Annotated in this window: 16 protein-coding genes and 3 pseudogenes; 7 read left to right on the top strand and 12 right to left on the bottom strand. The window is 69.1% G+C overall.

Going from position 1 to position 25,453, the window contains the following annotated elements; genetic code table 11:
• Positions 1–55: 55 nt before the first annotated feature.
• A pseudogene (locus ACIQVT_RS19265) lies at positions 56–1,165 on the bottom strand (NAD(P)/FAD-dependent oxidoreductase).
• Complete coding sequence (locus tag ACIQVT_RS19260) at positions 1,162–2,346, bottom strand: PucR family transcriptional regulator (protein WP_403754667.1); 1,185 nt, start codon at positions 2,344–2,346, stop codon at positions 1,162–1,164. Before ACIQVT_RS19260 ends, ACIQVT_RS19265 begins: the two are co-directional and overlap by 4 nt.
• Positions 2,347–2,569: 223 nt before the next feature.
• On the opposite strand from ACIQVT_RS19260, the gene ACIQVT_RS19255 reads away from it, so the two are divergent.
• Positions 2,570–3,214: a carboxymuconolactone decarboxylase family protein gene (locus ACIQVT_RS19255; RefSeq protein ID WP_403754664.1), complete on the top strand. Its 645-nt coding sequence runs from the start codon at positions 2,570–2,572 to the stop codon at positions 3,212–3,214.
• Complete coding sequence (locus ACIQVT_RS19250) at positions 3,207–4,016, top strand: SDR family NAD(P)-dependent oxidoreductase (protein WP_403754661.1); 810 nt, start codon at positions 3,207–3,209, stop codon at positions 4,014–4,016. Before ACIQVT_RS19255 ends, ACIQVT_RS19250 begins: the two co-directional genes overlap by 8 nt.
• A gap of 53 nt (positions 4,017–4,069) precedes the next feature.
• Here ACIQVT_RS19250 and ACIQVT_RS19245 read toward each other — a convergent pair whose 3' ends face one another.
• The 3 genes from ACIQVT_RS19245 to ACIQVT_RS19235 all read right to left on the bottom strand — a co-directional run bounded on the left by ACIQVT_RS19245 (position 4,070) and on the right by ACIQVT_RS19235 (position 7,982).
• Positions 4,070–4,585: an STAS domain-containing protein gene (locus ACIQVT_RS19245; RefSeq protein ID WP_403754658.1), complete on the bottom strand. Its 516-nt coding sequence runs from the start codon at positions 4,583–4,585 to the stop codon at positions 4,070–4,072.
• 843 nt (positions 4,586–5,428) lie between these two features.
• The gene (locus ACIQVT_RS19240) at positions 5,429–5,737 is read right to left on the bottom strand and encodes a hypothetical protein (protein ID WP_403754655.1); all 309 of its coding nucleotides are present in this window, start codon (positions 5,735–5,737) and stop codon (positions 5,429–5,431) included.
• A 604-nt stretch (positions 5,738–6,341) separates the two neighbouring features.
• Positions 6,342–7,982, bottom strand: a complete 1,641-nt coding sequence (locus tag ACIQVT_RS19235; protein WP_403754652.1) for a penicillin-binding transpeptidase domain-containing protein — start codon at positions 7,980–7,982, stop codon at positions 6,342–6,344.
• 303 nt (positions 7,983–8,285) lie between these two features.
• Here ACIQVT_RS19235 and ACIQVT_RS19230 point away from each other — a divergent pair, with 303 nt between their 5' ends.
• Both ACIQVT_RS19230 and ACIQVT_RS19225 read left to right on the top strand, forming a co-directional pair.
• A complete protein-coding gene (locus ACIQVT_RS19230; RefSeq protein ID WP_403754913.1) occupies positions 8,286–9,980 on the top strand; it encodes a chloride channel protein in 1,695 nt (564 codons plus the stop codon).
• A 138-nt stretch (positions 9,981–10,118) separates the two neighbouring features.
• On the top strand, positions 10,119–10,568 hold the full coding sequence (locus tag ACIQVT_RS19225; RefSeq protein WP_403754650.1) for a phage holin family protein: 450 nt from the start codon (positions 10,119–10,121) through the stop codon (positions 10,566–10,568).
• A gap of 1,353 nt (positions 10,569–11,921) precedes the next feature.
• On the opposite strand, the gene ACIQVT_RS19220 is transcribed toward ACIQVT_RS19225, so the two are convergent.
• Both ACIQVT_RS19220 and ACIQVT_RS19215 read right to left on the bottom strand, forming a co-directional pair.
• Positions 11,922–13,031, bottom strand: a complete 1,110-nt coding sequence (locus tag ACIQVT_RS19220) for a PP2C family protein-serine/threonine phosphatase (RefSeq protein ID WP_403754647.1) — start codon at positions 13,029–13,031, stop codon at positions 11,922–11,924.
• Between the two features lie 789 nt (positions 13,032–13,820).
• Positions 13,821–14,348: a MarR family winged helix-turn-helix transcriptional regulator gene (locus tag ACIQVT_RS19215; protein ID WP_403754645.1), complete on the bottom strand. Its 528-nt coding sequence runs from the start codon at positions 14,346–14,348 to the stop codon at positions 13,821–13,823.
• Between the two features lie 175 nt (positions 14,349–14,523).
• Between ACIQVT_RS19215 and ACIQVT_RS19210 the strand changes: the two genes are divergently transcribed.
• The 3 genes and pseudogenes from ACIQVT_RS19210 (at position 14,524) to ACIQVT_RS19200 (ending at position 17,150) form a co-directional block, all read left to right on the top strand.
• Positions 14,524–14,943 carry an SPW repeat protein gene (locus tag ACIQVT_RS19210; RefSeq protein WP_403754642.1) on the top strand — a complete coding sequence of 140 codons (420 nt, stop codon included), beginning with the start codon at positions 14,524–14,526 and terminating at the stop codon, positions 14,941–14,943.
• Positions 14,944–15,719: 776 nt separating this feature from the next.
• Positions 15,720–15,913 (top strand): annotated as a pseudogene (locus ACIQVT_RS19205) (aspartate aminotransferase family protein); the annotation flags it as partial.
• A 373-nt stretch (positions 15,914–16,286) separates the two neighbouring features.
• Complete coding sequence (locus ACIQVT_RS19200; protein WP_403754639.1) at positions 16,287–17,150, top strand: sigma-70 family RNA polymerase sigma factor; 864 nt, start codon at positions 16,287–16,289, stop codon at positions 17,148–17,150.
• A gap of 196 nt (positions 17,151–17,346) precedes the next feature.
• Here ACIQVT_RS19200 and ACIQVT_RS19195 read toward each other — a convergent pair whose 3' ends face one another.
• From ACIQVT_RS19195 to ACIQVT_RS19175, 5 genes and pseudogenes are all read right to left on the bottom strand, one after another.
• Entirely contained in the window at positions 17,347–17,922 is a 576-nt protein-coding gene (locus tag ACIQVT_RS19195) for a hemerythrin domain-containing protein (RefSeq protein ID WP_403754636.1), read from the bottom strand.
• A gap of 24 nt (positions 17,923–17,946) precedes the next feature.
• Positions 17,947–21,099, bottom strand: coding sequence for an FAD-binding and (Fe-S)-binding domain-containing protein (locus ACIQVT_RS19190; RefSeq protein ID WP_403754633.1), 3,153 nt, complete (start codon positions 21,097–21,099; stop codon positions 17,947–17,949).
• A gap of 30 nt (positions 21,100–21,129) precedes the next feature.
• Entirely contained in the window at positions 21,130–22,278 is a 1,149-nt protein-coding gene (locus ACIQVT_RS19185) for an enolase C-terminal domain-like protein (RefSeq protein ID WP_403754630.1), read from the bottom strand.
• On the bottom strand, positions 22,275–24,074 hold the full coding sequence (locus ACIQVT_RS19180) for a thiamine pyrophosphate-requiring protein (protein WP_403754627.1): 1,800 nt from the start codon (positions 24,072–24,074) through the stop codon (positions 22,275–22,277). The genes ACIQVT_RS19185 and ACIQVT_RS19180 overlap by 4 nt, the downstream gene beginning before the upstream one ends.
• Before the next feature lie 454 nt (positions 24,075–24,528).
• Positions 24,529–25,314: pseudogene (locus tag ACIQVT_RS19175) on the bottom strand (sigma-70 family RNA polymerase sigma factor); the annotation flags it as partial.
• Positions 25,315–25,453: the final 139 nt, after the last annotated feature.

Genomic DNA, 25,453 nt, shown 5'->3' with positions numbered 1-25,453 from the left:
GCGCATCCGGTGCGGACCAGCGTGTGCGGCAGGCCCTCCGGGATCACCGTAAGGGTCAGCTCCCGGGCACGGGCCGGCCCGTCACCGGCCGAGACCCCTCGGGGCCCGAGGTGCGGACCAGGTTGCCCGCCTTCTCCCGGTGCTCGTGCACGAGGCGGATCGCCATGGCGCCCTCACCGGCCGCCGAGGCGGCCCGTTTGACCGAGCCGCTCCTGACGTCACCGGCGGCGAAGACCCCGGGAAGTGTGGTCTCCAGCAGCAACGGACCACGGCCGAGCGAGTCCCACCGGGTGGCGCCGGCCGCCGCCTGGGCGTCGGCGCCGGTGAGGACGAAGCCCTTGTCGTCCAGGGCCAGCACGCCTGTCGGCCATTCCGTGCGCGGCCGGGCTCCGATGAACACGAACAGCGCGGCGGCCCGCAGCTCGCGGCGTTCGCCGCTCACGTTGTCCTCCACGATCAGCGACTCCAGCTTCTCCTCCCCGAAGACGCCGCGGACCTCCATGTGGAGCAGCACCTCGATCTTCGGGTGCCGTTGCACCCGGTCCATCAGGTAGCGCGACATGTCCGCTCAGCGCCTCGGACGAGGAGGTGGACCCTGGACGCGTTGGTTCGCCAGGAACAGCGCCGCCTGCCCGGCGGAGTTCCCGCCACCGACCACGGCGACGGGAACCGCCCGGCAGAGACTGGCCTCGTGGACGGTCGCCGCGTGATGGACACTGATGCCCTCCAGACGGGCGATGCCGGCCACCTCGAGCCTGCGGCACCACACGCCCGAGGCCAGCACCACGGTGCCCGCCCGGGTCCGGGACCCGTCCGCGAAGGTGACCTCGTACTCGTCGTCGTGCGGGGTCAGCCCGCTGACCTGGGCTGGCACCACGAGGCGGGCACCGGCCTTGTGTGCTTGGAACACCCCGCGTTCGATGAGTTCGCCCCCGGAGACGCCCGACGGGAAGCCCAGGTAGTTCTCGATGCGGGAGGAGGTACCGGCCTGGCCTCCCGTGGCCACGGCGTCGACGGTGACCGTGGAGGGCGAGGCACGGCTGCTCGCCGCGGCCGAATGACCGCACCGGCCCCGGCGGGCCACGCGGGCGGCCCCGTGTCGCCGCTGAGGTCCGCCCACCGCCGGCCCGCCGCCAGGCACGGCGCCCTCACGGCCTTCCGTCATGGGCAGGCCCTGCCGGGGCCGGGTGGGGGTGTCCCCAGCTCGCGTGCCGCCAGAGCCCAGCTGAGCTCCACCACGGTGTCCGGGGCGTCCAGGCTGGTGCCGGTCAACTCCTCGAACCGGCGCAGCCGGTAGCGCACGGTGTTGACATGCACGTGTGCGTCGCGGGCGACTTCACGGATGTGCCGTCCCCGCTTCAGGTACTCCCGCACCGACTCCTCGATGAGCGCGCCGAACTCCCCCTCCGCCTCCAGTGGACGCAGATAGCGGTCGAGCAGCAACGCGGCGATTTCCGGTTCGGCGACGACCGCCACCCGCCAGGACAGATCGCTCAGATCGTGAACGCCGCGCAGATCGTACGCCCGGGCGGCCTCCAGCATCCTGCCCGCGGCGCGGAAGGAGCGGTGCACGGTGGCCAGGTCCGTCGGCGGCCCGAGTCCCGCCGTCACGTCCAGGTCACCGGTCTCCGGCGGGGTCTCGACGACGCCCACGACGGCCCCGTCCAGCACGGTGAGCAACGCCGATCGGCCCTTGCCTCGGCGGCAGGACTCCAGGGAGCGCTCCAGCGAGTCCGGAGTGACTCCCCGGTTCGGGACGGCTCTGATCGCCCGGTACGGGCGCGAGGCGTCCAGCCCATAGATCGCCGCGCCGCTGTGGATCTCCGCCGCGGTCAGCGTGCCGTGGAGCAGTCCGCGCAGGAAGTCGGCGCGGCGGCGGGCGTCGAAGAGGGCGGAGTCGATCTCCGCCTGCCGGTGGACGGCCGCGATCCGCAGGCTGGCGACGTCCGCGAGCTCCCACAGGCACATGGTCCGGTCGACGACGAGGCCGGGGTCCAGTCCGTGTTCGGACGCCTCGGCGACGAACAGATCCCGTATCGCGCTCAGGGCCCGCCGGAAGGCGTGCAGCCCGTCGGCGAGCGGCACGCCCCGGGCGGCCCGGTCCCGGGCCACCTCCGCTTCGCCGAAGTCCTCCGGCGCGGGCACCGTCCCCTCGCGCACCACCGTCAGGGCCCGCTGGAAGTGCCGGTGCCAGATCTCGTCCAGCGATTCCCGCGGCACCGCCCGGTAGGACGGAATGCGGCCCGTCAGGTCCGCGTGCAACCGCCCGCCGACCTGGCCCTGCTGCGCGGTCATCGCGGCGATGACCCGTTCGAGGGGCACCGCGCCGACCGGCTGTCCGGGCATGGACCTCACCTCCGCCCCTGTGGGACCGACCGTTGTGCAACCGAACAATATGCCGACCCACGCCCTTGGCCGGCGGGCCGTCGACAGCACCCCGCCCGTGAAAGCACAGTGGCACGGCGGCTGAACAAGCTCTTAGGCGCCCACCCGGCCGTGTGCCGTCCGGTGCCGCTCCCGGCCGCCCTCGTACCCCCGCCCCACCCCGACGACCAGTGCGGAGACCGCCATGACCGACGAGCACCACCACCCCCGCCGCGCCGCCGACGCCGGACCACGCCTCGCGCCCCTGCCCGAGGACGACTGGGACCGGTCCACCCGTGAGCTGCTCGCCCCGATCCGCCGGGATGCCGACGGCGGCCTCCCGCACGTCTTCACCACCTTGGTGCGGCACCCCGGTCTCTTCCGGCACTTCCTGCCGTTCGGCACCTACCTGCTGCGCGACGGCCGTCTTCCGGACCGGACGCGGGAACTGCTGATCCTGCGTACCGCGTACAACACCCGGGCCGGTTACGAGTGGGGGCGGCACGTTCTGCCGGCCAGGGCCACCGGGGTCACGGACGAGGAGATCCGACGGATCGGCGCCGGCCCGGACGCCCCGGGGTGGTCACCGGCCGATGCCCGTCTGCTGCGGGCCGCCGACGAACTGCACCGGGACGCGTGCCTGTCCGCGGCCACCTGGTCCGCACTCGCCGCCGAGCACGACGAGGCACAGCTCGTCGAACTCACCCTGCTCGTCGGCCAGTACCACATGGTCGCCTTCTTCCTGAACTCCGCCGGGACCCGGCTCGAACCGGGCTACGCGACGGAGATCCTGCCCGAGCCCGCCACACCCGGAGCGGCCGCAACGGAAGGGGCCCACGGCCATGCGTGAGCCCCGGCGGTCCGCGACCCACCCGGCCGGCCTCCTGACCGGCCGGAACGTCCTCGTCATCGGCGCGGGCACCCGTCCCAGCGACGATCCGAAGGCCCCGGTGGGCAACGGGCGGGCGGTGGCTGTGCTCGCCGCCCGCGAGGGAGCCTGCGTGGCCTGCGCCGACGTCTCCTCGGCCGCCGCGGCGGCCACCGCCGCCCTGGTGGGTGAAGAGGGCGTCCGTGGCCTCGCCGTGGTCGGCGACGCCACCGATCCCGACCGATCCTCGACGATGGTCGCCGAGGCCGTCCGCGGACTGGGCGGACTCGACGCGCTGGTGGTCAATGTCGGCATCGGCCTCGGCACAGGCCTGGCGGACACCTCACCGGAGCAGTGGGAGCGCGTGCTCTCGCTCAACCTGAGTGCCCCCTTCCTCGCCGCCAAGTACGGACTGCCCGCGATCTCCGACGGCGGATCGATCGTCTTCGTCGGTTCCGTGGCCGGGCTGCGCGCGGCCACCGGCTCCCCGGCCTACGACAGTTCCAAGGCGGGCCTGTTCGGTCTCACCCGCCATGTCGCCAAGGAGGGAGGTCCGCGTGGGATCCGCGCCAACCTGGTCGTCCCGGGACTGATCGACACACCGATGGGCCGAGAGGCCTCGGCCCGGCGGGCCTCGCGTTCCCACACGTACAGTCGCATACCGCTGGGACGGCAGGGCACCGCCTGGGAGGTGGCCGAGGCCGTCACCTTCCTGCTCTCCGACCGCGCCTCCTACGTCACCGGACAGAGCCTGGTGGTGGACGGCGGGCTGAACGCCGTCTGAGTGACGCTCTCCGAGGCGCTCCCGGCTCGGCGGTAGGGCATCGGCACCCGCACTCAGGGCCCTCCCCTCAAGGCAAGATGGGTGGTCAGACCCGCCCGCTCCGCAGCGGCCCGGAGTACCCCACTGGCCCGGGTGAACTGCACGTCGATACCGGCCAGGGGCAGAGTCCGAAGAATGCCCACCAGGGTGTAGAGGCCCGGGTAGTCGCAGAATGTGATGCCCGACAGGTTCAGCACCAGCAAGCCACCGGTGGAGTGGGCGGCGAGCACGGCCAGATGCTCTCGGAGGGCATGCGCGGTGTCGGCATCGAGCTCTCCCGCGAGGTGCAACTCCAGTCGCGGCGGAAGACCTCCTCCGCTCTCCGGCCGGACGGACAGTCTCGACCACGAAGCCGCTTCCCGTGACCCTTGCAGCAATTCATCGCCGCCCGTCAGCGCGGCGCCAGCTGTCTCGTCATCCTGTGGGTTGGACAGATGTGGTGGCATCGACTTTCCGGGGTCGTCTCGGCAGCAGATGCCGACCAGACTTCCCGGCGCTCCAGGAAGCACCAGCAGCTCCCATGCTCTCATCTTTGCACAGAGTAAAGAACGACATCAACCCGGGGGGTAGGCCGGTGGCCCGTGGTGAGCAGGACCTGTCACTCCGTGTTCGCCAGGGCGACCGTACCGTCCGTCATGCCTCCGGCCAGGGGCGCATCCGGCGTTTGCGGTCTTTCTTGCGTGTGCGGCTCGGTGCCGCGCGAGGGAACGGGGACGCGGGAAATCGGGGAGATACCATGACGCCTGCCTCCTTCTGGAGCAGCGTGGGCAGAAGCCGCCGGTTGGTGTTGGGCATTCACGCGGCCTGCCAAGCGCGGCTTGTACAAGCGGCCTAACGAGCCCTGCACGGTAAGCGGTAAGACGTCGACGGCAGCCTTCTTTTTCGATCGCCTGCAAATCGCGGCCGGCGCGGATTGTTCCTGGTGTCATCGCGCGGCGCCCGCATGATTCGGCTTCGTGCAGGCGCGAGCTGGAAACTCCGCTGACGAAGGGCCCGTGCTTTTCGCCTCCCGGGTGGCCGCGCCATCGCCATGCCGACATTGAAGACCGTCACCAGGTCCACCACCGGCGTGCCGTCGTCCGCGTCCACTTCAGCGACGTGCACATCACGTCCGTCGACGCAGAGGGGACCGTGGGTATGAGGTCGCGAGGCGATCCGGACGCCGGTGGTTCTGGTGCACGAAGGGGGCTGGGTGGTACGTCGACTCCGGTGACGCAGGAGAATTCCGTTACCGGCAGCTGTCCCCGTCCTCATTGGTCACCGGTGGGCCGCTCCGTGTCCGAACGGATGCCACGACCGGTGGTGTCCGTCGCCCCGGTCGGCCTCGCCGTGCGTCGCACCGTTCAAGGTCGGGTCGGTCTCGCGCTGGACGATCAAGTTGTCACGGTCTTGGCTGACGGCTCGGCCCTGCGCCGGGACGCGTCGAGACTGCGACGGGTGGACCGCGCACGACGTACCGAGCGCCGGTAGCCGGCGAGCAACAAACTGAGTCCCAGCATGGCCACTGCTCCGACGACGATGCCACCCAAGAACAAAGTGCCCGTGGAACCGGTGATGTGGTAACCGAACACGCTGAAACCCGGAGAGGCAAGCTGATGCCCGCTTCCGGCGTTACCGAACACACCAGCCAGACCCGCAACGACCGCGGCAACCAGGATGACTATGCCAATCACAGCGAACACGGCATCCTCCATCCGCCGTTTAGCCTATGCAAATCCAGTCAACACCTTGGATCGCACGACGTCCAGTCGATCCGGGATGCGCGGGAGGGGAAGGGGAGTGGAACGCGGTCCACGCGTGATGCATGTGGGACACGTCGGAGTCGCCCGCACCATGACGTACGAAGCGCCACATCCGTTCCTTGAGCCCCTTGCGGACGAGCGAGGCGTTCACCGGCCAGGCCGGCGGCTATGCGCTGGAGTACGGACGCCAAGGCATTGCCCTCGGCCGCGAGCGCCGGCAGTACAGGACTGAGCATGTAGCCACCCGGCAGATGTCGGAGATCCTGGCGTCGTCCGGCGAAGCGGCCACCTCACGGTCTCGGTGTCGGTGTCGGCTACAGATGAGGGTGTCCCGATCGGCCTCGCCTCGCACTTGTAGGGCGCCGCTTCGGGGGGTGGGAGGAACTGGAGCACCTCCATTGGCCCACTGACCGCTGTCGCTATCCGGGATGCGTCGCTCGCCGAGTCAAAACGTTATTCAGGTACGGGCCTCGGTGCCACTTCAGAGATCCGCATCCGGAAGCCGCGCTCACCACCTCAGTGATGCGGAGCAGGAAGCCGCTGCTCAGCGTGCCGTCAGCAGTCGCCGGACGACATGGCCCGCCGAGTCCACGCCGGAGCGTCCGCCTTCCACGAGTGCCGCGACAGCGATCCGGGAGTCGTATGCGGTCAGCCAGCCATTCGTGTGATCCCCTTCCTCCGCGGTACCCGTCTTCGCTCCGACACCCGCGAGTCCGCCAAGGCGCGGTGCCGCGGTACCCCTGGTGGCCACATCCTGCATCATCGTCCGCAGGTAATCAGCCGTCGTCGCGGATATGGGCCGGGGTGCTCGTTCCTGCCGCTGTCCGGGCAGGATGATCGGCTGGTGGAAGCCGGCATCGCGTACTGTCGCCGCTACGGACGCCATGAACAGGGGTGTGGCTGTGACCTTGCCCTGTCCGATGAACTGGGCCGCCTGGTCTCCCCCTTGGACATCCGACGGAATGCTCGGGTCCGTGGTGGCGACACCTCCGCCGATCGACCAACTGCCCATCCCGAACACGTTCACGGCCTCGTCGTGCAGAGCGGATGCGTCTCCGTTGTGCACGAGATGACGGAAGCCTTCCTTGATGAAGGAGGTGTTGCACGACACGGTGAACGCCTGGGCCAGCGTGGCCCTGGGATTGGCCCGCACGCCAGGATCGTTGTGAAAGACCTGACTGTTGGCCGTCACCGAGTCCGTGCAGGGAGCCGGACTGTTCGCCGTGAACCCCACCTGGTCGAACAGCGCGGCCGACGTGACGATCTTCATCGTGGAACCCGGTGACTTGATGCCGTTGATGGCGATGTCCCCGTCGGGCCCCGTGTGCGCGACGGCGAGAATGTGCCCGCTCCGCCAGTCGAGCGCCACAGTTCCCGCCGCCTTCCCCTGGAGATGCCCGTCTTTCACGGCCTCCTCGGCCACCGCCTGGAGGGACGCATCTACGGTCGTCTTGATGACTGGCGGCCGCCCCTTGGTGAAGACGTGCAACGTCCTGCCCGCACCGCCAGGTTCGACGACGGCCACGCCCGTGCCACCGCTTCCTCCGGTGGGTTCGGCGTTCTTGCGGATTGTCGCCGCCATCTGACGCAGAGAGGGAAAGCCGGCAAGTTCCGTCTTGCCGTCGCTCGCGACGACCTTGGCCGCGTCCAGGTCGCGCGGGAGCTTGCCTGCGGTCAGTGACTGCCCGTCCCCGAGCCCGGGACAGAGGACCGAGTTGTTCCAGTGCACCGCCGGCTTGCCATCACGGTTCTGCAGCACTGCCACCGCACTCGAGTACGTCCAGGTTCCCCCCGCCACCCGAGCCGTCACATCGAAGGTGACTTCGGTACCCCCCGGCGTCGCAGCAGAAGGTCCTACGGCCTCCACATGGCCGAAGGCCAGGTGCTTCAGGTGCAGCCCCCGCGTGTAGCCCCGCAAGGCCCGTGCGGCCCTGTTCGGCGTGTCCGTGGCATCGGCTGCCCGCTGTAGATGCCGGTCGGACCAGTCGTCCAGGAAGGCCCGGGCGAACTCGACCGCCTCGTCGCCGGACGGCGGGGAAGTCGACAGCGTCGAGGCATCGAAGCTGTCTCCCGCTGGAGTCTCACGCTCCGTTGCGTCGGAGGCCGCCCCGTGGACGACGTTGTAGGCGCCGATCCCCCCGACGGCCAACACCGCGGCGCAGGCACTTGCGATGCCGATCTTCACACCTGTGTTCATAAGGGGATCGTACATACTTTGCACTGTCCAACTTTTAGTCGATGAAAGATCGTTATCCGATCATCGGCGCGCACCGCCCTGACGCTCGCCGCCGCCACCCGGCCACCTCGGCGCCTCGACACCTGCACGACGTGACAACCCGCGAGTTGTTTTGCATACTGCAAATATAAGACAGGAGGACGGATGGTCGACATGGCGCGCCTGAACTTGGCCCGCGTGGACAGAGAGACGAGCACCAGCCGCATGACACCAGCAACAGGAACCAGCCTGCGTGCCGCCCCCCGGTGGTTCATGCTGCTGGCCATCGCGGTCGGGGGCGGCGCGGGAGCCGGTTCGGTGGTCTTCCGCTGGTGCATCCAAGCTTGCACCCGCATCTTCTCCGGTCACACCGACTACGCCTCCGCGCCCGGCACCGGAAATCCCCACGTGCCGTGGCTCGGCCCGTTCTTCGTGCTCCTCGCTCCGGTGCTGGGCGGTCTGCTCTACGGCCCTCTGGTCAACCGGTTCGCGAAGGAGGCACGAGGACACGGGGTTCCGGAGGTGATGCTCGCCGTTGCACAGCGTGGCGGTCGGATCAGTCCGAAGGTGGCCGTCGTCAAGACTCTCGCGTCCGCCTTGACCATCGGCTCGGGCGGCTCGGTGGGTCGCGAGGGACCGATCGTGCAGATCGGGTCGGCCCTGGGATCGACGCTCGGCCGCCTCGCGAGGGTCACGGAAGGCCGCTTGCGACTCCTGGTCGCCTGCGGCGCGGCAGGTGGCATCGCCGCCACGTTCAACGCTCCGCTCGCCGGCGTCTTCTTCGCCATGGAACTGGTTCTTGGCACCTTCAGCGCGGAGGCGTTCGGTGCGGCCGTTCTCTCCAGCGTCACGGCAAGCGTGATCGGCCGGGCGGCCTACGGTGACGTGGCCTTCCTGACTCTGCCACGCTTTCACGTCGACCATCTCACCCAGTACGGCCTCTTCGCCCTGCTCGGCGTCCTGGCCGCAGTGGTCGGCGTGGGATTCTCACGCCTGCTGTACCTCATCGAGGACGCCTGCGACTGGCTCTGGCGGGGCCCGGAGTGGCTGCGTCCGGCGGTCGGCGGCCTCGCACTGGGCGTGCTGCTGCTGGCTCTGCCGGAGATGTACGGCGTTGGCTACCCGGTCCTGGAGAACGCCACCGAGGGTCGCTACGCGATCGGCCTTCTACTCCTGCTATTGATAGGCAAGGTGCTGGCCACGAGTCTGACCATCGGCATCGGCGGCTCAGGTGGCGTGTTCGCACCGAGCCTGTTCATCGGGGCAATGCTCGGAGCCGCGTACGGCCTCGGCGCGCACGACCTGCTGCCGGGAACAGCCGGGGCGGTGGGGGCCTACGCCTTGGTGGGGATGGGAGCCGTGTTCGCGGGCGCCTCACGGGCGCCGATCACCGCCGTGGTGATCCTCTTCGAGCTGACCGGGGAGTACACGATCATCCTGCCGCTGATGCTCGCCATTGTGCTCGGTACGGCCACCAGCCGGTTGCTGTCGCGGGACACCATCTACACCCTCAAGCTCACTCGCCGAGGCGTCGACGTCACGGCCCCTGCCCACGAGGCACCGCTCGGCGCTCAGCGAGTCGGCGCCGTCATGGAACCGCTGCCCGCACCGCTCCTTTCGTCCACGCCGCTCCCCGACGCGGCGGATGCCCTGAGTCGGTCCGGGTACGACGCGCTTCCGGTGGTGGACGACGCCGGTGTCCACGTCGGCGTGATCTCGGCTCAAGCCGTAGCCGAGGCGCTGATGGAAGATCCTGAGTTCGCGCCCTCGGGCATCGGTCAACTGGTCGAGCCGTCCACTCCGGTCCTCACGGACCAGACGTTGGCCCAGGCCGTGCACGTCCTGCTCAGCGGTGCGGGCGACGGCATCCCTGTTTTCGATGCCACGCGAAGCCGACCTGTCGGCTGGCTCAGCCATCGCAGCGCGCTGCGGGCGACCCATCCGGTGTCAGCGCAGTGGGCGTCCTGACTCGGTGACGCCTTCACTCCCCGGGCCAGGTCGGTATTGGTCGCGGGTGATACGGCCGTGCCTACCGGGGTACTGCGTGAACACGCGACGGCCCCCGGGCCGCCTGAAGAGTTCGCGCGACGACAGACGGGAGAAGCCATGTACCCGCGACGTGACGGTGAGGAGTCGGCCGGGAGCCCCGTGGGAGACGCTGCGGCCCGGCTGGCCGAGGACACCGCGGACCTGGCCCGACGCGAGGTCAGGGCGATCCAACAGGAGGCCCTGAGCACACTCAGGCGGTTGGGCGCCGGTGGGGCACTGCTCGCCGGCGCGGGCACCTGCGGTGTGCTCGCTCTCTGGGCGGCGCACGAGGCCGTGTTGCGCGGCGTCGAATCCGTGATGCCCAGGGGGCGGGCCGCGGTGACGCTGACCTGTCTGTACGCCGCCTCCGCAGCCGCGCTCGGCGCAGCAGCCCGGAACCGCCTGCGCACCGCCGCGCAAGCCACCGCCAGCACAATGACGAAGGAAGCCCAGCGGCTCGAGCAGGAGCAGACCCACTCACCTCAGGCCGCCACAAGTACCGACCAGGACCCTGACGACCTGGAGTGACCGGCGCGATGGGCGGCTCACGGCCGAGGCCCACGCGATTGCGGGACGGACCCCGCGGCACCCTGGGGAGCGTCGTGCCCGACCGGTCGGCAACCACCGGGCCCCGGTCGCCCGCTCTCCGTATCCCATGCGGGTAGCCGGCCGTCTCACATCCCGCGCACGAGACGACGCGGCCGGCCCGGCGGCGGGAGCCCTTTGCCCGACACGGCTCGCCGACCCCGTACGACAGGTGGCCCTCAGGCCTTGCCGTCATGGAGCCTGGTCCGGACGGCGTCCGTCAGGTCTGTCGCCCTGGCTCGACACTGCGAAAGCCACCGCTGTCGATCGGCCTGTCGATCGGCGGGGGACTCGCCGTCGGTCGCTCATGTCCCTGCCCGCGTACAGCAAAGGATCGCGCAGCTCCGAGGCAGGCGTCTGTCAGCCCAGCAGGCCCCTCACCGAAGAGACGACGTACGAGAAGGCCGGGACGCACCCGAGGGGTCTCCCGAGGAGGACGGCTCACCCAAGACCGCGTCGGCCTGCGGCAGCGGGAAGGGGGGCCTCGGTGGGCGTGCGGATCGAGCGAACGACCGCCACCACACTCCCCCCGACGAGGGCCACGGCCCATGGGACCAGGTCATTCAGTAGCCCTGGCGCTCCTTGTCCCACACCCCGGGGAGGCACCGCGCCCCTGGGGTCGTAGACCACGGGGAGTACGTCACCGGGCCGGCTCGTCGGCTCACACCCGCGCCAGATGGGGGTCTCGAGCGGAGTGCCGTGGGAGTTCGTGACCAGGCAGAGATACCGGCCCCGTTCACTGCCCGTGGCATGCCCCTTCTCCACCGACGTCACCACGACGGATTCGACCAGCCCCCGGCCTTCCAGCACCATCCCGGCAGCCGCCTGCGGAGTCCGTACGGCGAGTGCCATCGCCAGCAACGCGGTGATGCCGACCAGGTCACGCCCGGCTCTCACGCACATGAGGTGGACGGCAACAGCCGCCGCGCACACCAGGCTCACCTCGCCGTCGGCCGACAAGGGCTTGCCCACCCACGCTCCGAGGAATGCGACACCGACGATCGCCACGACACCGAGTACGCCGACGAGGAGTCCCTCGACCACCGGCCAGCGGGGCGGACAACCGGCGAATTCGGCCGGCCCCCAGACCGTGTCGCGAACATGGGCCGCGAGGCATGACGCACCGGACGGGGAGGCTCGACGGCCTTGGCGGCGGGACATCACTTCCGCACGACCTTCCTCCTCGTGGACCACTGGTGTCGCCGCTCGGATGGCGCCTCTGCCCTGCCTCGTACGGGACGCCGCCGCAGGCCCGGACTGCCGGGTACGGCGGTACCGCCATGATGCTGCCTGGCTCTAACCCGGGGCTTCACGCCATGGCGCCTCGCTGTCCCCACCACCACCGTGACGGTGATATCGCAGCAGGAGCATGGCAGCATCGTCGTGAAGAGGTCCGTCTACGTGACGCACCAGGTCCTCCCGCAACCGTTCCAGCGCCTGGTGGGCCGCGGGCGCCTTGAGCAGGTCCGCCCCTCGCTCTTCCAACGGGTAGAAAGCTCCTTCCGTGTCGCGGGCCTCGGTGACACCGTCCGTGTACAGCAGAAGTTGCTCGCCCGGTCCGAAAGGCACCTTGTAGGGCTGCGGCCCGCCGCTGTCATGGGCGCCGAGCCCCAGGGGCAGCGCGTAGGCCGGCGGCTCCGGGAAGTCGGAGGTTCCGTCGCAGCGCACAACCATGGGAGCAGGGTGGCCGTAGTTCAGGAATACCGCCTCATGGCCCTCGACGATCTCGGCCAGAACAGCGGTGACGAACTTCTCTCCCTCGACCTCACGACCGACGCACCTCTCAAGACGCTCGCCGAGCCCGACGAGGTCGGTTTCGTCGTGGGCCGCCTCCCGGAAGGCGCCGAGCACCACGGCGGCGGTCTCGACCGCGGTCAGTCCCTTGCCCTGGACATCGCCCACGATCACCCGGATACCGTGCGGTGAGGCCACCACCTCGTAAAGGTCCCCGCCGATGCGCGCCTCCGCGACCGCCGAGGTGTAGGACACCGCCACCTGCAACGGGCCGGCGGTCCGTGGGACGGGCCGCAACAGCACTCGCTGTGCCACCTCGGCGATGGACCGCACACTGGCCAGCTCCGCCTCCCGGCGCGAGCGCATCACTGCGGCCGCGATACCCACCCCGGTGACCCCGCCGACCGATGCCATCGCGGTGTACCCCCGCCGCTCCTCGAAAAGCCCGTCGTACAACCCCAGTGCCACGCACAACAGCAGCGCGGCCAACCCGATCAGTGCCGCACGCCGCCACCCGCCGACGAGGCCGGCGAACGCCGGCCCGAGAGAGACCAGCGGGAGGAATCCCACCCCCGGCCCGGCCACCACGTCCGCCCCGGCCACGACGATCATCACCGCCGCGGGCATCCAGGTCAGCAGGGCGGAACCCGGCGTCGGCTTGTCCCCGGTCATGCGTCCTCCAGCGATGCCACAGTTCATGGAAGCCGTCCAGATGATCTTCAGACGGGTCTGCTCGTGTCTTTTAGACTATGCAAACCGCGCACGAGGAAGTGGCTCTACCCTCAACCGGGAACGAAGGTCGGCACGTCGCCGAGGCTGGTGAAGGCCCCCACCCGCCGCCGACCGCCCACCGGCTGGCTGGGGTGAGCCTTCCGACAGGCGACTGCTGCTCCACCACACCGGCCGCGCCGGTGGACCCGATGGTCGGGCGGCCCCTACGCGCTGCGGCACCCACGCATCGCGCGCCGCCTGCCCGCGCTTCTCGGATTATCGGCGGACGGCACCGATGCCGGGTTCCGGGCAGCCGGCCGAGCTCTTCCCTTGGCCGGCTGGCGGTAGGCCGCGGTTCCCCCTCGGTGTAACCGCCGTGCCGTTCAAGGGTCGCGCGATGTCGGGAGTGCTGCCGTCGTAAGCGGCGGAAACCCTGAGCGGTGCGTCGACCGGTCGATCGCCCTCTCCGGTTCCTTGCTTCGTCCGGCTCGTTCCCCGCATTAACAGGCGCCGCAGCCTCGACAGCGGCTCCGTGGGCCGCCGGGCAACGGAAGAGAGACCCCGCCCTTTGCGCAGTGCAAGCACAGGGGGTTCAGAGATGGCGAATGGCCCGGAGTGCCCCCACACGCACAGTTGGGCACGCACTCACAGAGCGCAGGACGCAGCTCAGTCGCAATTTAGACTATGCAATCATCAGCTTAACGCCAATGTGATCCACATCACAGCACCGTAACGGCGCCGCAGTTGCGCCTACCGCCCCGCCGGGAGGTCCAGTGCCCAGCCGAGCGGGTGCGGATCCACCTCTCCGGCCGAGGCGGGCGGCTCTCCGCCAGCCTCGTTGAACGCATCGAGGGCCTCGATGAGCGCCAAACGCTGCGTCGGTCGTAGGCGTTGGACGATGGCGGCGATCTCAGACCGGCGCCGAGCCGTCGCTGTCTCGACCGTTCGTCGACCTTCCTCCGTCAGCTGCAGCATGGTTTCCCGGCGATTGGCAGGATTGTGCTGCCGGTCCGCGAGCCCTGCCGCGATCAACCGGTCCACCATGCGCATGGCGGTCGATGGTGCAACCTGCAAGAGCTCGGCCAGGTCCACCAGCTTGGTTGCGCCTCGGCTCGCCAGAACGACGAGCATCCTGAACTGCGGCAGGGTCACCCGCTCTTCAACCTCGGCAAGCGAACGGGCAGAGACCGCCACAAGCAAACGGGAAGCGGTCAGTACCGCCCGCGTGACCGCGTCCACGTCATCCAGGTCCCCGACCGGGGTTTCAGTCTCCGCCATACATCCTTTCTACCGCGCCAGGCCACGGTTCCCGACCACAGTCGGTTACGGCAGCACCCGGGGGCATCGGAAAAGGATCTGAAAATTTGCACTGTGCCAGTGAATCGGAGGCGTACAGAGGGATACCCAGAAGGGGACAGAACACCCACACCTCATGGGAAGGGAGGTGGCCCTCGTGGCCACGCACACTCGCATCGACGAACACCCGGACATCATGGCGATGCGGGCCCACTATGTGGAGGTCTCCGCACGACCGCAGCTGCAGGCGGCTGAGGGGCTGTCCCTGTTGACAGGCCTGTACCTGGCGATCTCCCCTTGGGTAGTCGGCTTCAGCGGCAATCCGCTGGCCGTCAGCAACCTGGTCACCGGGATCGCCCTGGCGGTCCTGGCCCTCGGTTTCGGCTCGGCCTACGAGCGGACCTTCGGCATGGGCTGGGTCGCGGCCGGCATCGGCGCGTGGACGATCATCAGCCCATGGGTTGTGCAGCATGCGTCCGCCACGACCGGAACCATCGTCAGCAACAGCATCACGGGCGCCGTCGCAGTGATCCTGGGGTTGATGACCACCGCGATGGCCTCTCGCAGCCGAACCTGACATGGACAGCCGACCGGTCGGCACGTGGCCCCGCCGCCACGTGCCGACCGCTAGGTTCTGCCGAGCGACCATATAGGGCGGAAGTGCACGAAACGGTCGACTCCGAAGTCGTCATACGGGGTGCTGGCCGTGCGCATCGCTGGTGGGCGGCGCGGTCCGGTCGGCCGTCTCGTGCGGGAGCGGGTGGACGTCGCCACATTGGGCACGGCGGAAAGGGACAGCCGCCCTCCTCGCCAACATCGCGACCTACTCACTCGACATCGAACCGTGCGACAACCGAGTGCTGCACGCATCGGGGAGCCTCTGTGAAGCGCAAGTACCTGATCGCCGCGCACGCTCCTCGTGGGCCTGTTGCCGTTGCCCGTGGCCACCATCCGGGAACGGGCGATCAAAGAGTTCGCGGCCTTCGAGCTAGGAGGCGCGCCGTGACCACGCTGCCGCAGCTGGTGTGCCTGGCCATCGGCACACAGGGCTCCGCCGCCGGCGTCGCGCCCCGGTCGCGCCCCGGGAGCCCCGCGGCTTACCTGGAGGCATGAGTGAAACCTACCGACCTGGTGAGAGGGTGCCGCGGAGCGGCATCTACGAGTGCGACTGCGGCCAAGGCCGCAGTACGGACGTGAAGGGACACGTCTTCCCGCCACTGCCTGACGATTGCTCCGGTTCTGGGTGGACGTCGAAGACGGCTGTCCAAGCGGAATAGCCCTGGGCCGGGAGGCGCGGCTCCCCGGCGGCCCACCGATTTGGTGGCCGGTGTCCGGGTGCTACCGGGCAGCCCAGTCGACCTCAATGGTGAGACCCGCTTCCGCGACGGCTTCGCCCCTCTGTTTCCGGACACGGCCATACCCTTCGGTACCTCAAGGAGCTGGAAAGGAAGCTGCGAACAGGCGATGTAGCGGCGCTGATCGTCGAGCCGATTCAAGGCGCGGTTGTCCGCGAAGCGCCATCCAGCTATCTGCGCGCCGCCCAGGAAGGCCGCTTGATGAGAGCCGTCAGCGCCGTGATGGACGGCGCACACAACGGCGGGCTCATGTAGGACTTCGGAAAGACTCTGATGAAGCAGGCCGCCCACAACCGGTGAAACTCAGCCAATCGGCTGACAAGTGGTTTCGCCGCGAGTGCGATCGGTCAACTAGCAGAGGACTCGAAGAAGCGGGTCAGCTGATGGCCGCTCCGGTCGCTCACCGGAACGATTCATGTCGTACCGACCGTCGATGCACCCGCGGGACGGGTTCGTCGCCCCGCCAAGGACTCGGTAGAGCCCCATGCAGAGGCCACCTGACGCCCGTCTGTGGCACCGGGACCACGTCCCGACGGCCGGCCGTTCCTCGGCGTCGATCGACACGATGATGCGCGACCTCGTCGGCTACCCGGCAGGCCCTGACCGTCAAGCCCTCCGTGACCAGGCGATCCGGAACCTGCTCCCGCTGGCACGCCGCCTGGCACGCCGTTTCCGAGGACACGGGGAGGAGTTCGACGACTTGCTACAGGTCGCCGCACTCGGCCTGACGAAGGCCGTTGACGGATACGATCCATCGCGGGGGCATGCCTTCCTTTCCTACGCGCTGCCCACCATCGTCGGCGAGATGAGGCGGCACCTGCGGGACCAGGTGCCGACGATGCGGATGCCGAGACCTCTGCGGCAGGCGCTTGGGCCGGTCTTCCGCGCCATGGAGGAGCTGGAGCAGCGATGCGGCGGCGTGCCGCCCACCGTGGAACAGCTCGTGTCGTACACCGGCATGGAGGCGGCCCTGATCAGGGACACCCTGCGTGCCGCGCAGGAGTGCCGCCTGCTGTCGCTCGATGCGACGGCCCGCATCCCCGAGCTCACGGCCACCGGGGCACCCGCCGTGGATTCGGGCGTCGACCAGGTGGTCGACGTGGTGAGCCTGCTGTCCGCCGTCCGGCGGCTGACGGAAGTCGAGCGCCGCATTCTGTACCTGCGCTTCTACCAGGAGCAGACCCAGCAGCAGATCGCCGAAGCCGTCGGTCTGACGCAGACACAGGTTTCCCGTGTTCTGGCCCACACCTGCCGACGGCTCCGGCGGCAACTCACCGAGGTCCCGGCGGAGGTGGCGCGTAGCCCACGACGGGTCGTCGTGGCCCGATCAAGGCGTCCCGCACACGGTTCGTCTTCGCCGCGGCCAATCCCGCCGTGCGGGGAACCACCGGGTGCGTCGGCAGGTGTGGGACCGGCGAGGTCACCTTGAACACCCGCGGCATGTCCAAGATCCGACCGCTTCTGCGCAGGTCGTGGATGAGGGCAACCAGGGACAGGTGCCGGCCGGGGCAGAGGCGGGCTGTACCCTTCGGGGGCCCGCCGCCTGCGGGCAGCTGGCTCCCGTGGCGGCCCGTGTCTGTTCATTCCTCACGCCGACGACGGCACGTTCCGACGGGGCGTGATCGTCAGCTCTTGCTCAGCGCGTCCCTCGTCCGGTCGACCATGGAGGCGAACGGGCCGGTCAGCCACTGGGCCGCCGTGGAACCGGCCGCCGTGGGGTGAGGATGAGTCGGTGCCATGCGCTCCACCGACCGCAACCGGCGCCCCATCTTCCGCAACTGGTCCTCGGAGCACCCGGCCCGGACGGCGGGGAACTCCCCCTGCTCCTCGTGCTCCGCGTGCTCCAGGACGGCCGCTTCGAAATCCTCCATCCGACGGCTGAATTCGGGGCTGTCGACGTCCATCTTCTCCAGCTCGGCCAGCACCTTGTTGGCCTCGGCCTCCTCCTCGTTGCGGGCGTCGGCCTCGGTCTTGCCGGCGGTGTCGGCCGCGACCGGTCGCAGGATCATTTCCTCCGCCGTCTCGTGGACGGCGAGCAGTGCCCGCAGCTCGTCGAAGGTCCTCTGCCTTTCCTCTCCGCCGGCTTCCTTCACCTTGCCGAACAGCTGCCTGATGCGTGCGTGCTGCTCCAGCAGGATCGCCACGACATCGCCCTCGGGCAGCTGTGCGGCCTGGTTGAGATCGTTCTGTGCGTCACCCATGATCGATTCCTTCTGATCAGCTCGTCATCGGCGTACTGTCCGCACGCCCGCTACGGTCACGGCCGCCCCGAGCGCGGTGGCGACTGCCGTCCTGAGTACCCGCTTGCGCAGCGGAGGCCGGGGCAGGGACGCGGCGCCCCTTTCCGGGAGTGCGCTCGCCGCGTGCCTGCCCTTCTCACGAGCCAGCTTCATGACCTCTGCGACGTGCAGTGCGCGGCGTCCGGTGCCCGCGTCCTTGATCTGTGTCTTGCAGGAGAACCCGTCGGCCACGACCAGGCAGTCCTCCTCCGCGTCGCGAACCGCCGGCAGCAAGGCCTGTTCCCCACATTCCATGGAGATCCCGTACTTGCCGTCTTCGAAACCCCAGGAGCCGGCGAGGCCGCAGCAGCCGCCCTGGAGGTTTCGGACGTCCAGACCCATCTCTTCCAGGAGTTTCTGCTCGGATTCCATGCCGCCCGTGGCCCGGTGGTGACAGTGCCCCCACAGCAGGGCGGTACCGTCCAGCTTCGGTGGCTCGACACCGAAGGTCTGGAAGAACTCCGGGAAGTGGTAGGCGTTCTTGGTGAGGCGCTTGGCGTCGTCGTCGTGCGGCAGCAGCTTGGGCAGCTCGTCCTTGAACACGGCGAGACAGCTGGGTTCCATGCCGACGATCGGTGTGTCGGCCCGCAGATGGGGGCGCAGCACGTCGAGGACCCGGTGAAGGTAGCGCTCGGCGGCGTCCAGGAAGCCGTAGTCGTACAGCGGACGGCCGCAACAGACGTGCTGTTCCGGCATGATCACCTGCCAGCCCGCCGCCTCGATCGCCTCCACGCAGGCGACACCGACGTTCGTGTGGAGGTGATTGTTGAAAGTGTCTGGGAACAGGACGACCGGGCGGCCGGAGGGGTTGGCGGTGCCACCACGGCGCGCGAACCACTCCTGCAGGGTCATGGGCGCGAAACGAGGCAACGGACGGCGTCGGTCGATGCCCGCCACGAGCTTGGCGAGTCGGGCGAGGCCGGGGGTCTGGGTCACGAGGTTGGTGAGCTCGGGGATGCGGGAGGCGATCCTGGCCGCCTGGTCGATGAAACCGAAGGCATAGGCGTAGCGGGGGCGCCGGCGGTTCGGCGACTTGAAGTGGTGGTAGAGGAACTCCGCCTTGTAGGTGGGCATGTCGACGTTGACGGGGCAGTCGTTGGTGCAGCCCTTGCAGGCCAGGCACAGGTCGAGGGCGTCGTACACCTCCTCGGACTGCCAGCCGTCGGTGATCACATCACCCTTGAGCATCTCGAACAGCAGGTGGGCCCGGCCGCGGGTGGTGTGCTTCTCCTCCCGGGTGACCTGGTAGCTGGGGCACATCGTCGTCTCCGCCTTTGGCACCCGGCACTTTCCGACGCCGACGCAGCGCAGGGTGGCGTGGGCGAAGTCCCCGCCGTCCTCCTCATAGGCGAACTTCACCGGGTGCCTTGGCGGGTTGTAGTCGGTGCCGAGCTTGAGGTTCTCGTCCATCCGGTAGGCGTCGACGACCTTTCCCGGGCTCATCTTCCACTGCGGGTCCCAGATGGCTTTGAACTCGCGCATGGCCTGAAGTAGTTCGGGCCCGTACTGTTTCTTGAGCAGTTCGGCGCGCTGCTGTCCGTCACCGTGCTCCCCGGAAACCGAACCGCCCAGGGAGACGCACAGGTCGGCGGCCTCCTCCATGAACGCCCGGTAGGTGGCGATGCCATCGGCGGTGCGCAGGTCGAAGCTGAGCCGGCAATGGATGCAGCCCTGGCCGAAGTGGCCGTACATGGCGCCGGTGATACCGTGCCGGTCCATCACCTTGCGCAGCCCCCGCACGTACTCACCGAGCCGGTCCGGGGGTACCGCGGAGTCCTCCCACCCGGGCCAATGGTCCTTGCCGTCCGGCGGGAACGCGGTCGAGCCGAGACCACTCTCTCGGATCGCCCACAGATGTTCGCTCGTTCCGCCCTCCTGTGTGCTTTTGGCGACACGGATGCGGGCCGGGTCATAGCCCTTGTCCTCGGTGAGCCACCGCGTGAACCGCTCAGCCTGCTCGGTGGACTGCGCGGTGGTGTCCGCGCCGAACTGCACCAGCAGCCAGGCAGCTCCGCCGAGGCGCGGCAGCTCCTTGATGTCCTCCGCGTTCATGTTCTGGAGCTGCTGGTCACGGATCAGTTGGTCGTCGATCCCCTCCAGGCCGATCGGCCTGAACCGCTCGATGATCTCCATGCAGTGCTTCGCGGCGTCGTCGAGTTCGCCGTACTCCACGACCACGGTGGTGCGTTGCAGCATCGCGGGAGTCAGCATCAGGACCGCCTGGAGGGCGGTCGCGCAGGTGCTCTCGGTGCCGACGAGCACGCGGGCGACGTTGAAGCCGCGTTCGGGCAGCAGCTCGTCGAGGTTGTAGCCGGAGACCCGCCGGGGCACCTCCTCGACCGGCCGGAAGCCGGCCCTGATGGCGTCGGCGTACTTGTCCCGCAGGGCGCGCAGCGCAGCGTAGATCTCGCCCTTGCGTCCGCCGGCGGCAATGATCGAGTCGAGATCCTTCTCCTCGTCCACTCCCACCCAGAAGCGCTCGCCGTCATAGGTGACGATCTCCAGGGCGTGCACGTTGTCGCTGGTGCGCGGGCCCGGGCCGTACAACTGCGACTGGACCGAATGGATACCGCACGAGTTGTTGCCGATGTTGCCGCCGATCACACACCTGGAGTGAGACGAGGGATCGGGTCCGAAGACCAGGTTGTACCGGCCCGTGTGCCGGTTCAACTCTTCGTTGATCACACCTGGTTCGCACGTCACCAGGCGTCGGTCGGCGTCGATCTCACCGATACCGGTGAGGTACTTGGAGTGGTCGATCACCACGGCCTCGTTGACCGTCTCCCCCGACAGACTCGTGCCGCCGCCCCGGTTGAGGATGGGGGCGCCGAACTCGTGGCAGATCTTGTGCACCGCGACGACGTCGTCGAGGGTGCGCGGGACCACGACACCGATCGGCACCTGACGGAAGTTGGACGCGTCCTGGGCATACAGGCCGAGGGACGCGGTGTCGAAACGGACTTCGCCGTCGACGGCCTTGCGCAGCGCACGCTCCAGCGCGCTGACGTCGAGGGTCTGGCGGGCGCGTGGTGCCCCTGGGATCTCCGGGTGGGTCTTGGCCGGAATCTCGCGTGTGCCGCGGCGGGTGTGCTTCGCCATCGGTCTCAACTCTCCTTCGGTCGAGCCTCGTCAGGTGGTCGGTGTCCCGTAGACGCGGTGAGGCTCGGCGTCCTGCCACTTGATCTCCAGGCCGAGGCCCGGTCGGTTCGGGTCGGGCCGCAGGGCGCCGCCCTCGGGTGAGAGCGTCCCGTCGAACAGCAGGTGCTCGAACCGCACGTGGTCGTGGAAGTACTCCAGGTGTCGCAGTCGGCGTACGGCGCAGAAGGCGTGGGCAGAGACGGCCGGCGCGCAGTGGGCGGACAGGTCCAGGTGGTGGGCCGCCGCCAGGCCGGAGATCTCCAGGACACCGGTGATGCCCCCGCAGCGGGTGACATCGGCCTGGAGGCAGTCCACGGCGGGAGCTTCGACGAGGTTGGCGAAGTCCTGCGTGGTGTAGGCGTACTCGCCGGCCGCGACCTCCAGCCGCTCCGGGCCGCGGTCCCGCAACATGCGTAGACCTTCCAGGTCGGCCGAGCTCACGGGCTCCTCGAACCATCGCACGTCCCACTCCTCGTGGAAGCGGCGCGCCCAGTACAGCGCCTGCTTGCGGCTCAGTGCTCCGTTGGCGTCGGTGAAGATCTCCGGCTCGTCGCCGACGGCCTTGCGTACGGCCGACAGGCGCCGCGGGTCCCGCCCGGGCTCACGGGAGGTCTTGAGCTTGACCCGGGGGATGCCCTGCTCCACCCAGTCGGCGAGCTGCTCGGCGAGACGGTCCAGGGGGTAGTTGGTGAAGCCGCCGCTGCCGTAGACCGGCACCCGGCCGTGAAAGGCGGGGAGGAGGTGGATCAATGGCAGATCCAGCAGGCGCGCCTTGAGATCCCACAGCGCCACGTCGACAGCGGAGACCGCCATGGCGCCGACCCCGGGGCGGCCCGCGTTCCGGATCTGCCGCGCCATCAGGTCTCGGAGCGCCGGGGGCGAGGAGGCGCTCTGCCCCCGTACGACACCTGTCAGCTGGGAGTCGATGAACGTGGCGACCGACACGTCGCCGTAGGTGTAACCGAGCCCGGTGCGTCCACCGGCGTGCACCCGCACCAGGACCATGGTGGTGGAGTCCCATTCCAGCGTGCCGTCCTCCTCCTGGCCGTCCGGCCCGTCCGTCGGCAGTTCGAAGGCGTGCACGTCGACCGCGTCGATCCGGCAAGCGACGAGGGGGAGGCCAGCCCCGTCACCGCTCATGAATGCCGTCCCGGCAAGTGCTCGGCGACTTCGGTGAGCTTCTGCCGTACGCCCTTCGCGGCGATGCCCACGCGCTCGGGGTCGCGTACGGCCGCCTTGGCGGCCTTTTTGCCCTGCTCCAGCATGATGTGCGGCGGGATCGGCGCGATCTCCTGGTCGACCTTGAACTCCAAGACCACCGGTACGTCGGAGCTGAGCGCCTCGTCCCACGCCTTGCCGACCTTTTTGGGCTTGTCGCAGTAGATGCCTTTCAGGCCGAGGATCTCGGCGTACTTGGCGTAGGGCACGTCGGGAATGTACTGAGAGCCCGGGAACTTCGGGTCGCCGGCCATCGCCCGCTGTTCCCAGGTGACCTGGTTGAGGTCCTGGTTGTTGAACACGCAGAAAATGAACGGTGCTGGGCCGGACAGCCGCTTCAGGTACCGCTTGACAGTGATCATCTCGGCCATGCCATTCATCTGGAACGCCCCGTCACCGACGAACGCGATCACCGGCCGGTCCGGGTAGGCGAAACGGGCCGCGATCGCGTACGGCGTCCCCGGCCCCATCGTGGCCAGCGTCCCCGACAGCGACGCCCGCATGCCCTTGCGCAGCTTCAGGTGCCGGGCCCACCAGTTCGTGCCCGAGCCTGAGTCAGCGGTCAGGATGCAGTCGTCCGGCAGGCGGGAGGAGAGCTCAGAGGCGACGGCCTGGGGGTTGATCGTGCCACCGAAGTGCTGGCCGGCCCTCTTCTCACAGATCGCGTTCCATTCCCGGACATCCTTCTCGATCTGCTCGCGCCAACCGCGGTCCTGCTTGCGTTCGAGCAAAGGCAGAAGCGCCTTCAGGGTCTCTTTGGAGTCCCCGACGAGATGGGCGTCCATGGGGTAGCGGATGCCGATCATCCGTCCGTCGATGTCGATCTCGACACCGCGGGCCTGGCCCTCGTCCGGCAGCCACTCGGCGTAGGGGAAGCTCGTCCCCACCATGAGCAGGGTGTCGCAGCCCTGGATCATGTTGTCGCTCGCCTTGCTGCCCAGCAAGCCGATCGGCCCGGTCACGAACGGCAGATCGTCCGGCAGGACTGCGCGGGCCAGCAGTGCCTTGGCAACCCCGGCACCGAGCAACTCCGCCGTCTCCACGATCTCGCTCTCGGCGTGTGCGGCACCTTGCCCGATGATCATGGCCACCTTGGTGCCGGTGTTGAGGACGTTCGCAGCCTTGCGCAGTTCCGCCCCGTCGGGCAGCAGCCGGGGACGGCTCCACCCGACGCTGGAGAACACCGAACCGTGCGTCTTCGGCGGCGACGGCTGGGCGTCCTCCTCCTGGATGTCGCTCGGAATGACGATCGTCGCGACCGACCGCATGGTGAGGGCCGTCTTGAAGGCGCGGTCGATGACGTGACGTGCCTGAGCGGGATGCGTGATCATCTGACAGAACTCGGAGACGTCCGCGAACAGCTGGGTCAGCGGGATCTCCTGCTGGTAGTGGGCGCCGAGGGACAGTCGCTTCTGCTGGCCCACCACGGCGACCACCGGCTGGTGGTCCAGTTTCGCGTCGTACAGCCCGTTGAGCAGGTGAACCGCCCCGGGGCCCGACGTCGCCATGCAGCAGCCCACCTCGCCGGTGAACTTCGCATGGGCACAGGCCATGAACGCGGCCATCTCCTCGTGCCGCGCCTGGATGAGCTCCGGCTGTCCCTCCGCGCGGTCGAAGGCACCCAGCAGCCCGTTGATCCCGTCGCCGGGATAGCCGTACACCCGCTCGATCCCCCACTGCCGCAAGCGTTGCAGCACATAGTCGGCGACCAGTGTCATGACCTGCTCCCTCGGACGGACAACTCTGGCATCGGCACTGTGTGACCCCCAGCCGTGTCGCGTAAACCGTCGACGCGCACATGTGCCTCTCGGCCTCATCGGGCGCAGGACCGCGTGATCGTGCCGGGTCGGACCAACCGCCGTCGCAACGGCGGCACCGAGTCCGAGGACCTGTTGGCCGTGGTCCGGTCAGACGCCTCCGGACAGGCCCGGGGCATCCGTCCCGGCCGCGCCGCCCGCTTCCCGCCCCCGGGGCGGCCTCCCCTGCGGCACGGATCCTCTGTCGACCGGTCGGCTCCTCACCTGATGCCGGGGCGTCGGCGACGGCCGCAGTGGTCTCCACTACCAGGTGCGTGGCAGGGCCGTCCACCACGGTGAGACGGGCGTGAGCTTCGAAAGACTCGTCACCCGGTTGCCGCTCCGCCGGGGCCAGGTGCCCCAGCACTTCCCGCAACCGGGCCAGGCACCGGGTGAGCAACCGGGAGACGTGCATCTGTGAGACGCCCACGGTCGCCGCGATCTGCTGCTGTGTCTGGTCATGGAAGAAGCGCAGCACCAGGATGCGGCGCTCCCGCTCCGGGAAGTCGAGCAGTGCCCGCATGATGTCCGCCCGCTCGGCGGCCGCTTCGACGCCCGGGTCCCGATCGCCCAGCGTCTCGGCGTAAGCGGGCAGCGTCCCGTCCGCTCCGTCCGGGAGTGCGTCGAGAGACCGCGGCTGTACGGCGCCTTGAGAGCGGATGGCCTCCACCACGGCGCCCTCGGACAGCCCGCACGCTCCGGCGATCTCCGCGGTCGTGGGACGGCGTCCGCCATGAGCCTGCTCGAGCTCCTGCCGCACGCGCCACACGCGTTGCCTGGCCTCCTGCACGGTGCGCGGCAGCCGCACCAAGCCCGCCCGGTCCCTCAGGTGGCGCTTCACCTCGCCGGTGATGGTCGGTACCGCGTAGGACAGGAACGCGTGGCCCTGGGTCGGGTCGTACCCGTCGACGGCTTTGACGAGGCCCACGCACGCCACCTGGCAGAGGTCGTCCGAGTCTTCCGCCCACGCGTTGCGGTACTTGGCCGCGATGCGGCGTGCCAAGGGAATCAGAGCGCGGACGGCCTCCTCGCGGGCGGCCTGCCGCTCTCGGCCCGGCGCATGCCGGCTGACGCGCGCCACGAGCTCATCGATCTGCGCGGACGTGGGTACGCCACCCGCCTCGGTGGCGGCCGTAGGACGAAGTGTGGGGAGAGGAGTCATGTGAGCCTCTGCGCTGGACTGGCTTCCTGGGCATCCGCTGGGTTTCCCCGCTGCTTTGGCCTATGCAAACGTCACCCGGTCGGTCGCAAGTTTTCTGTCGATCGTTGGGCCGGACGGGAGCCCGCTTGTTTCGCCGTCT

The sequence above is a fragment of the Streptomyces sp. NPDC100445 genome (assembly GCF_044759735.1).
Taxonomy (GTDB): Bacteria; Actinomycetota; Actinomycetes; order Streptomycetales; family Streptomycetaceae; genus Streptomyces.
This window is presented reverse-complemented; position numbering and strand designations above follow the sequence as displayed.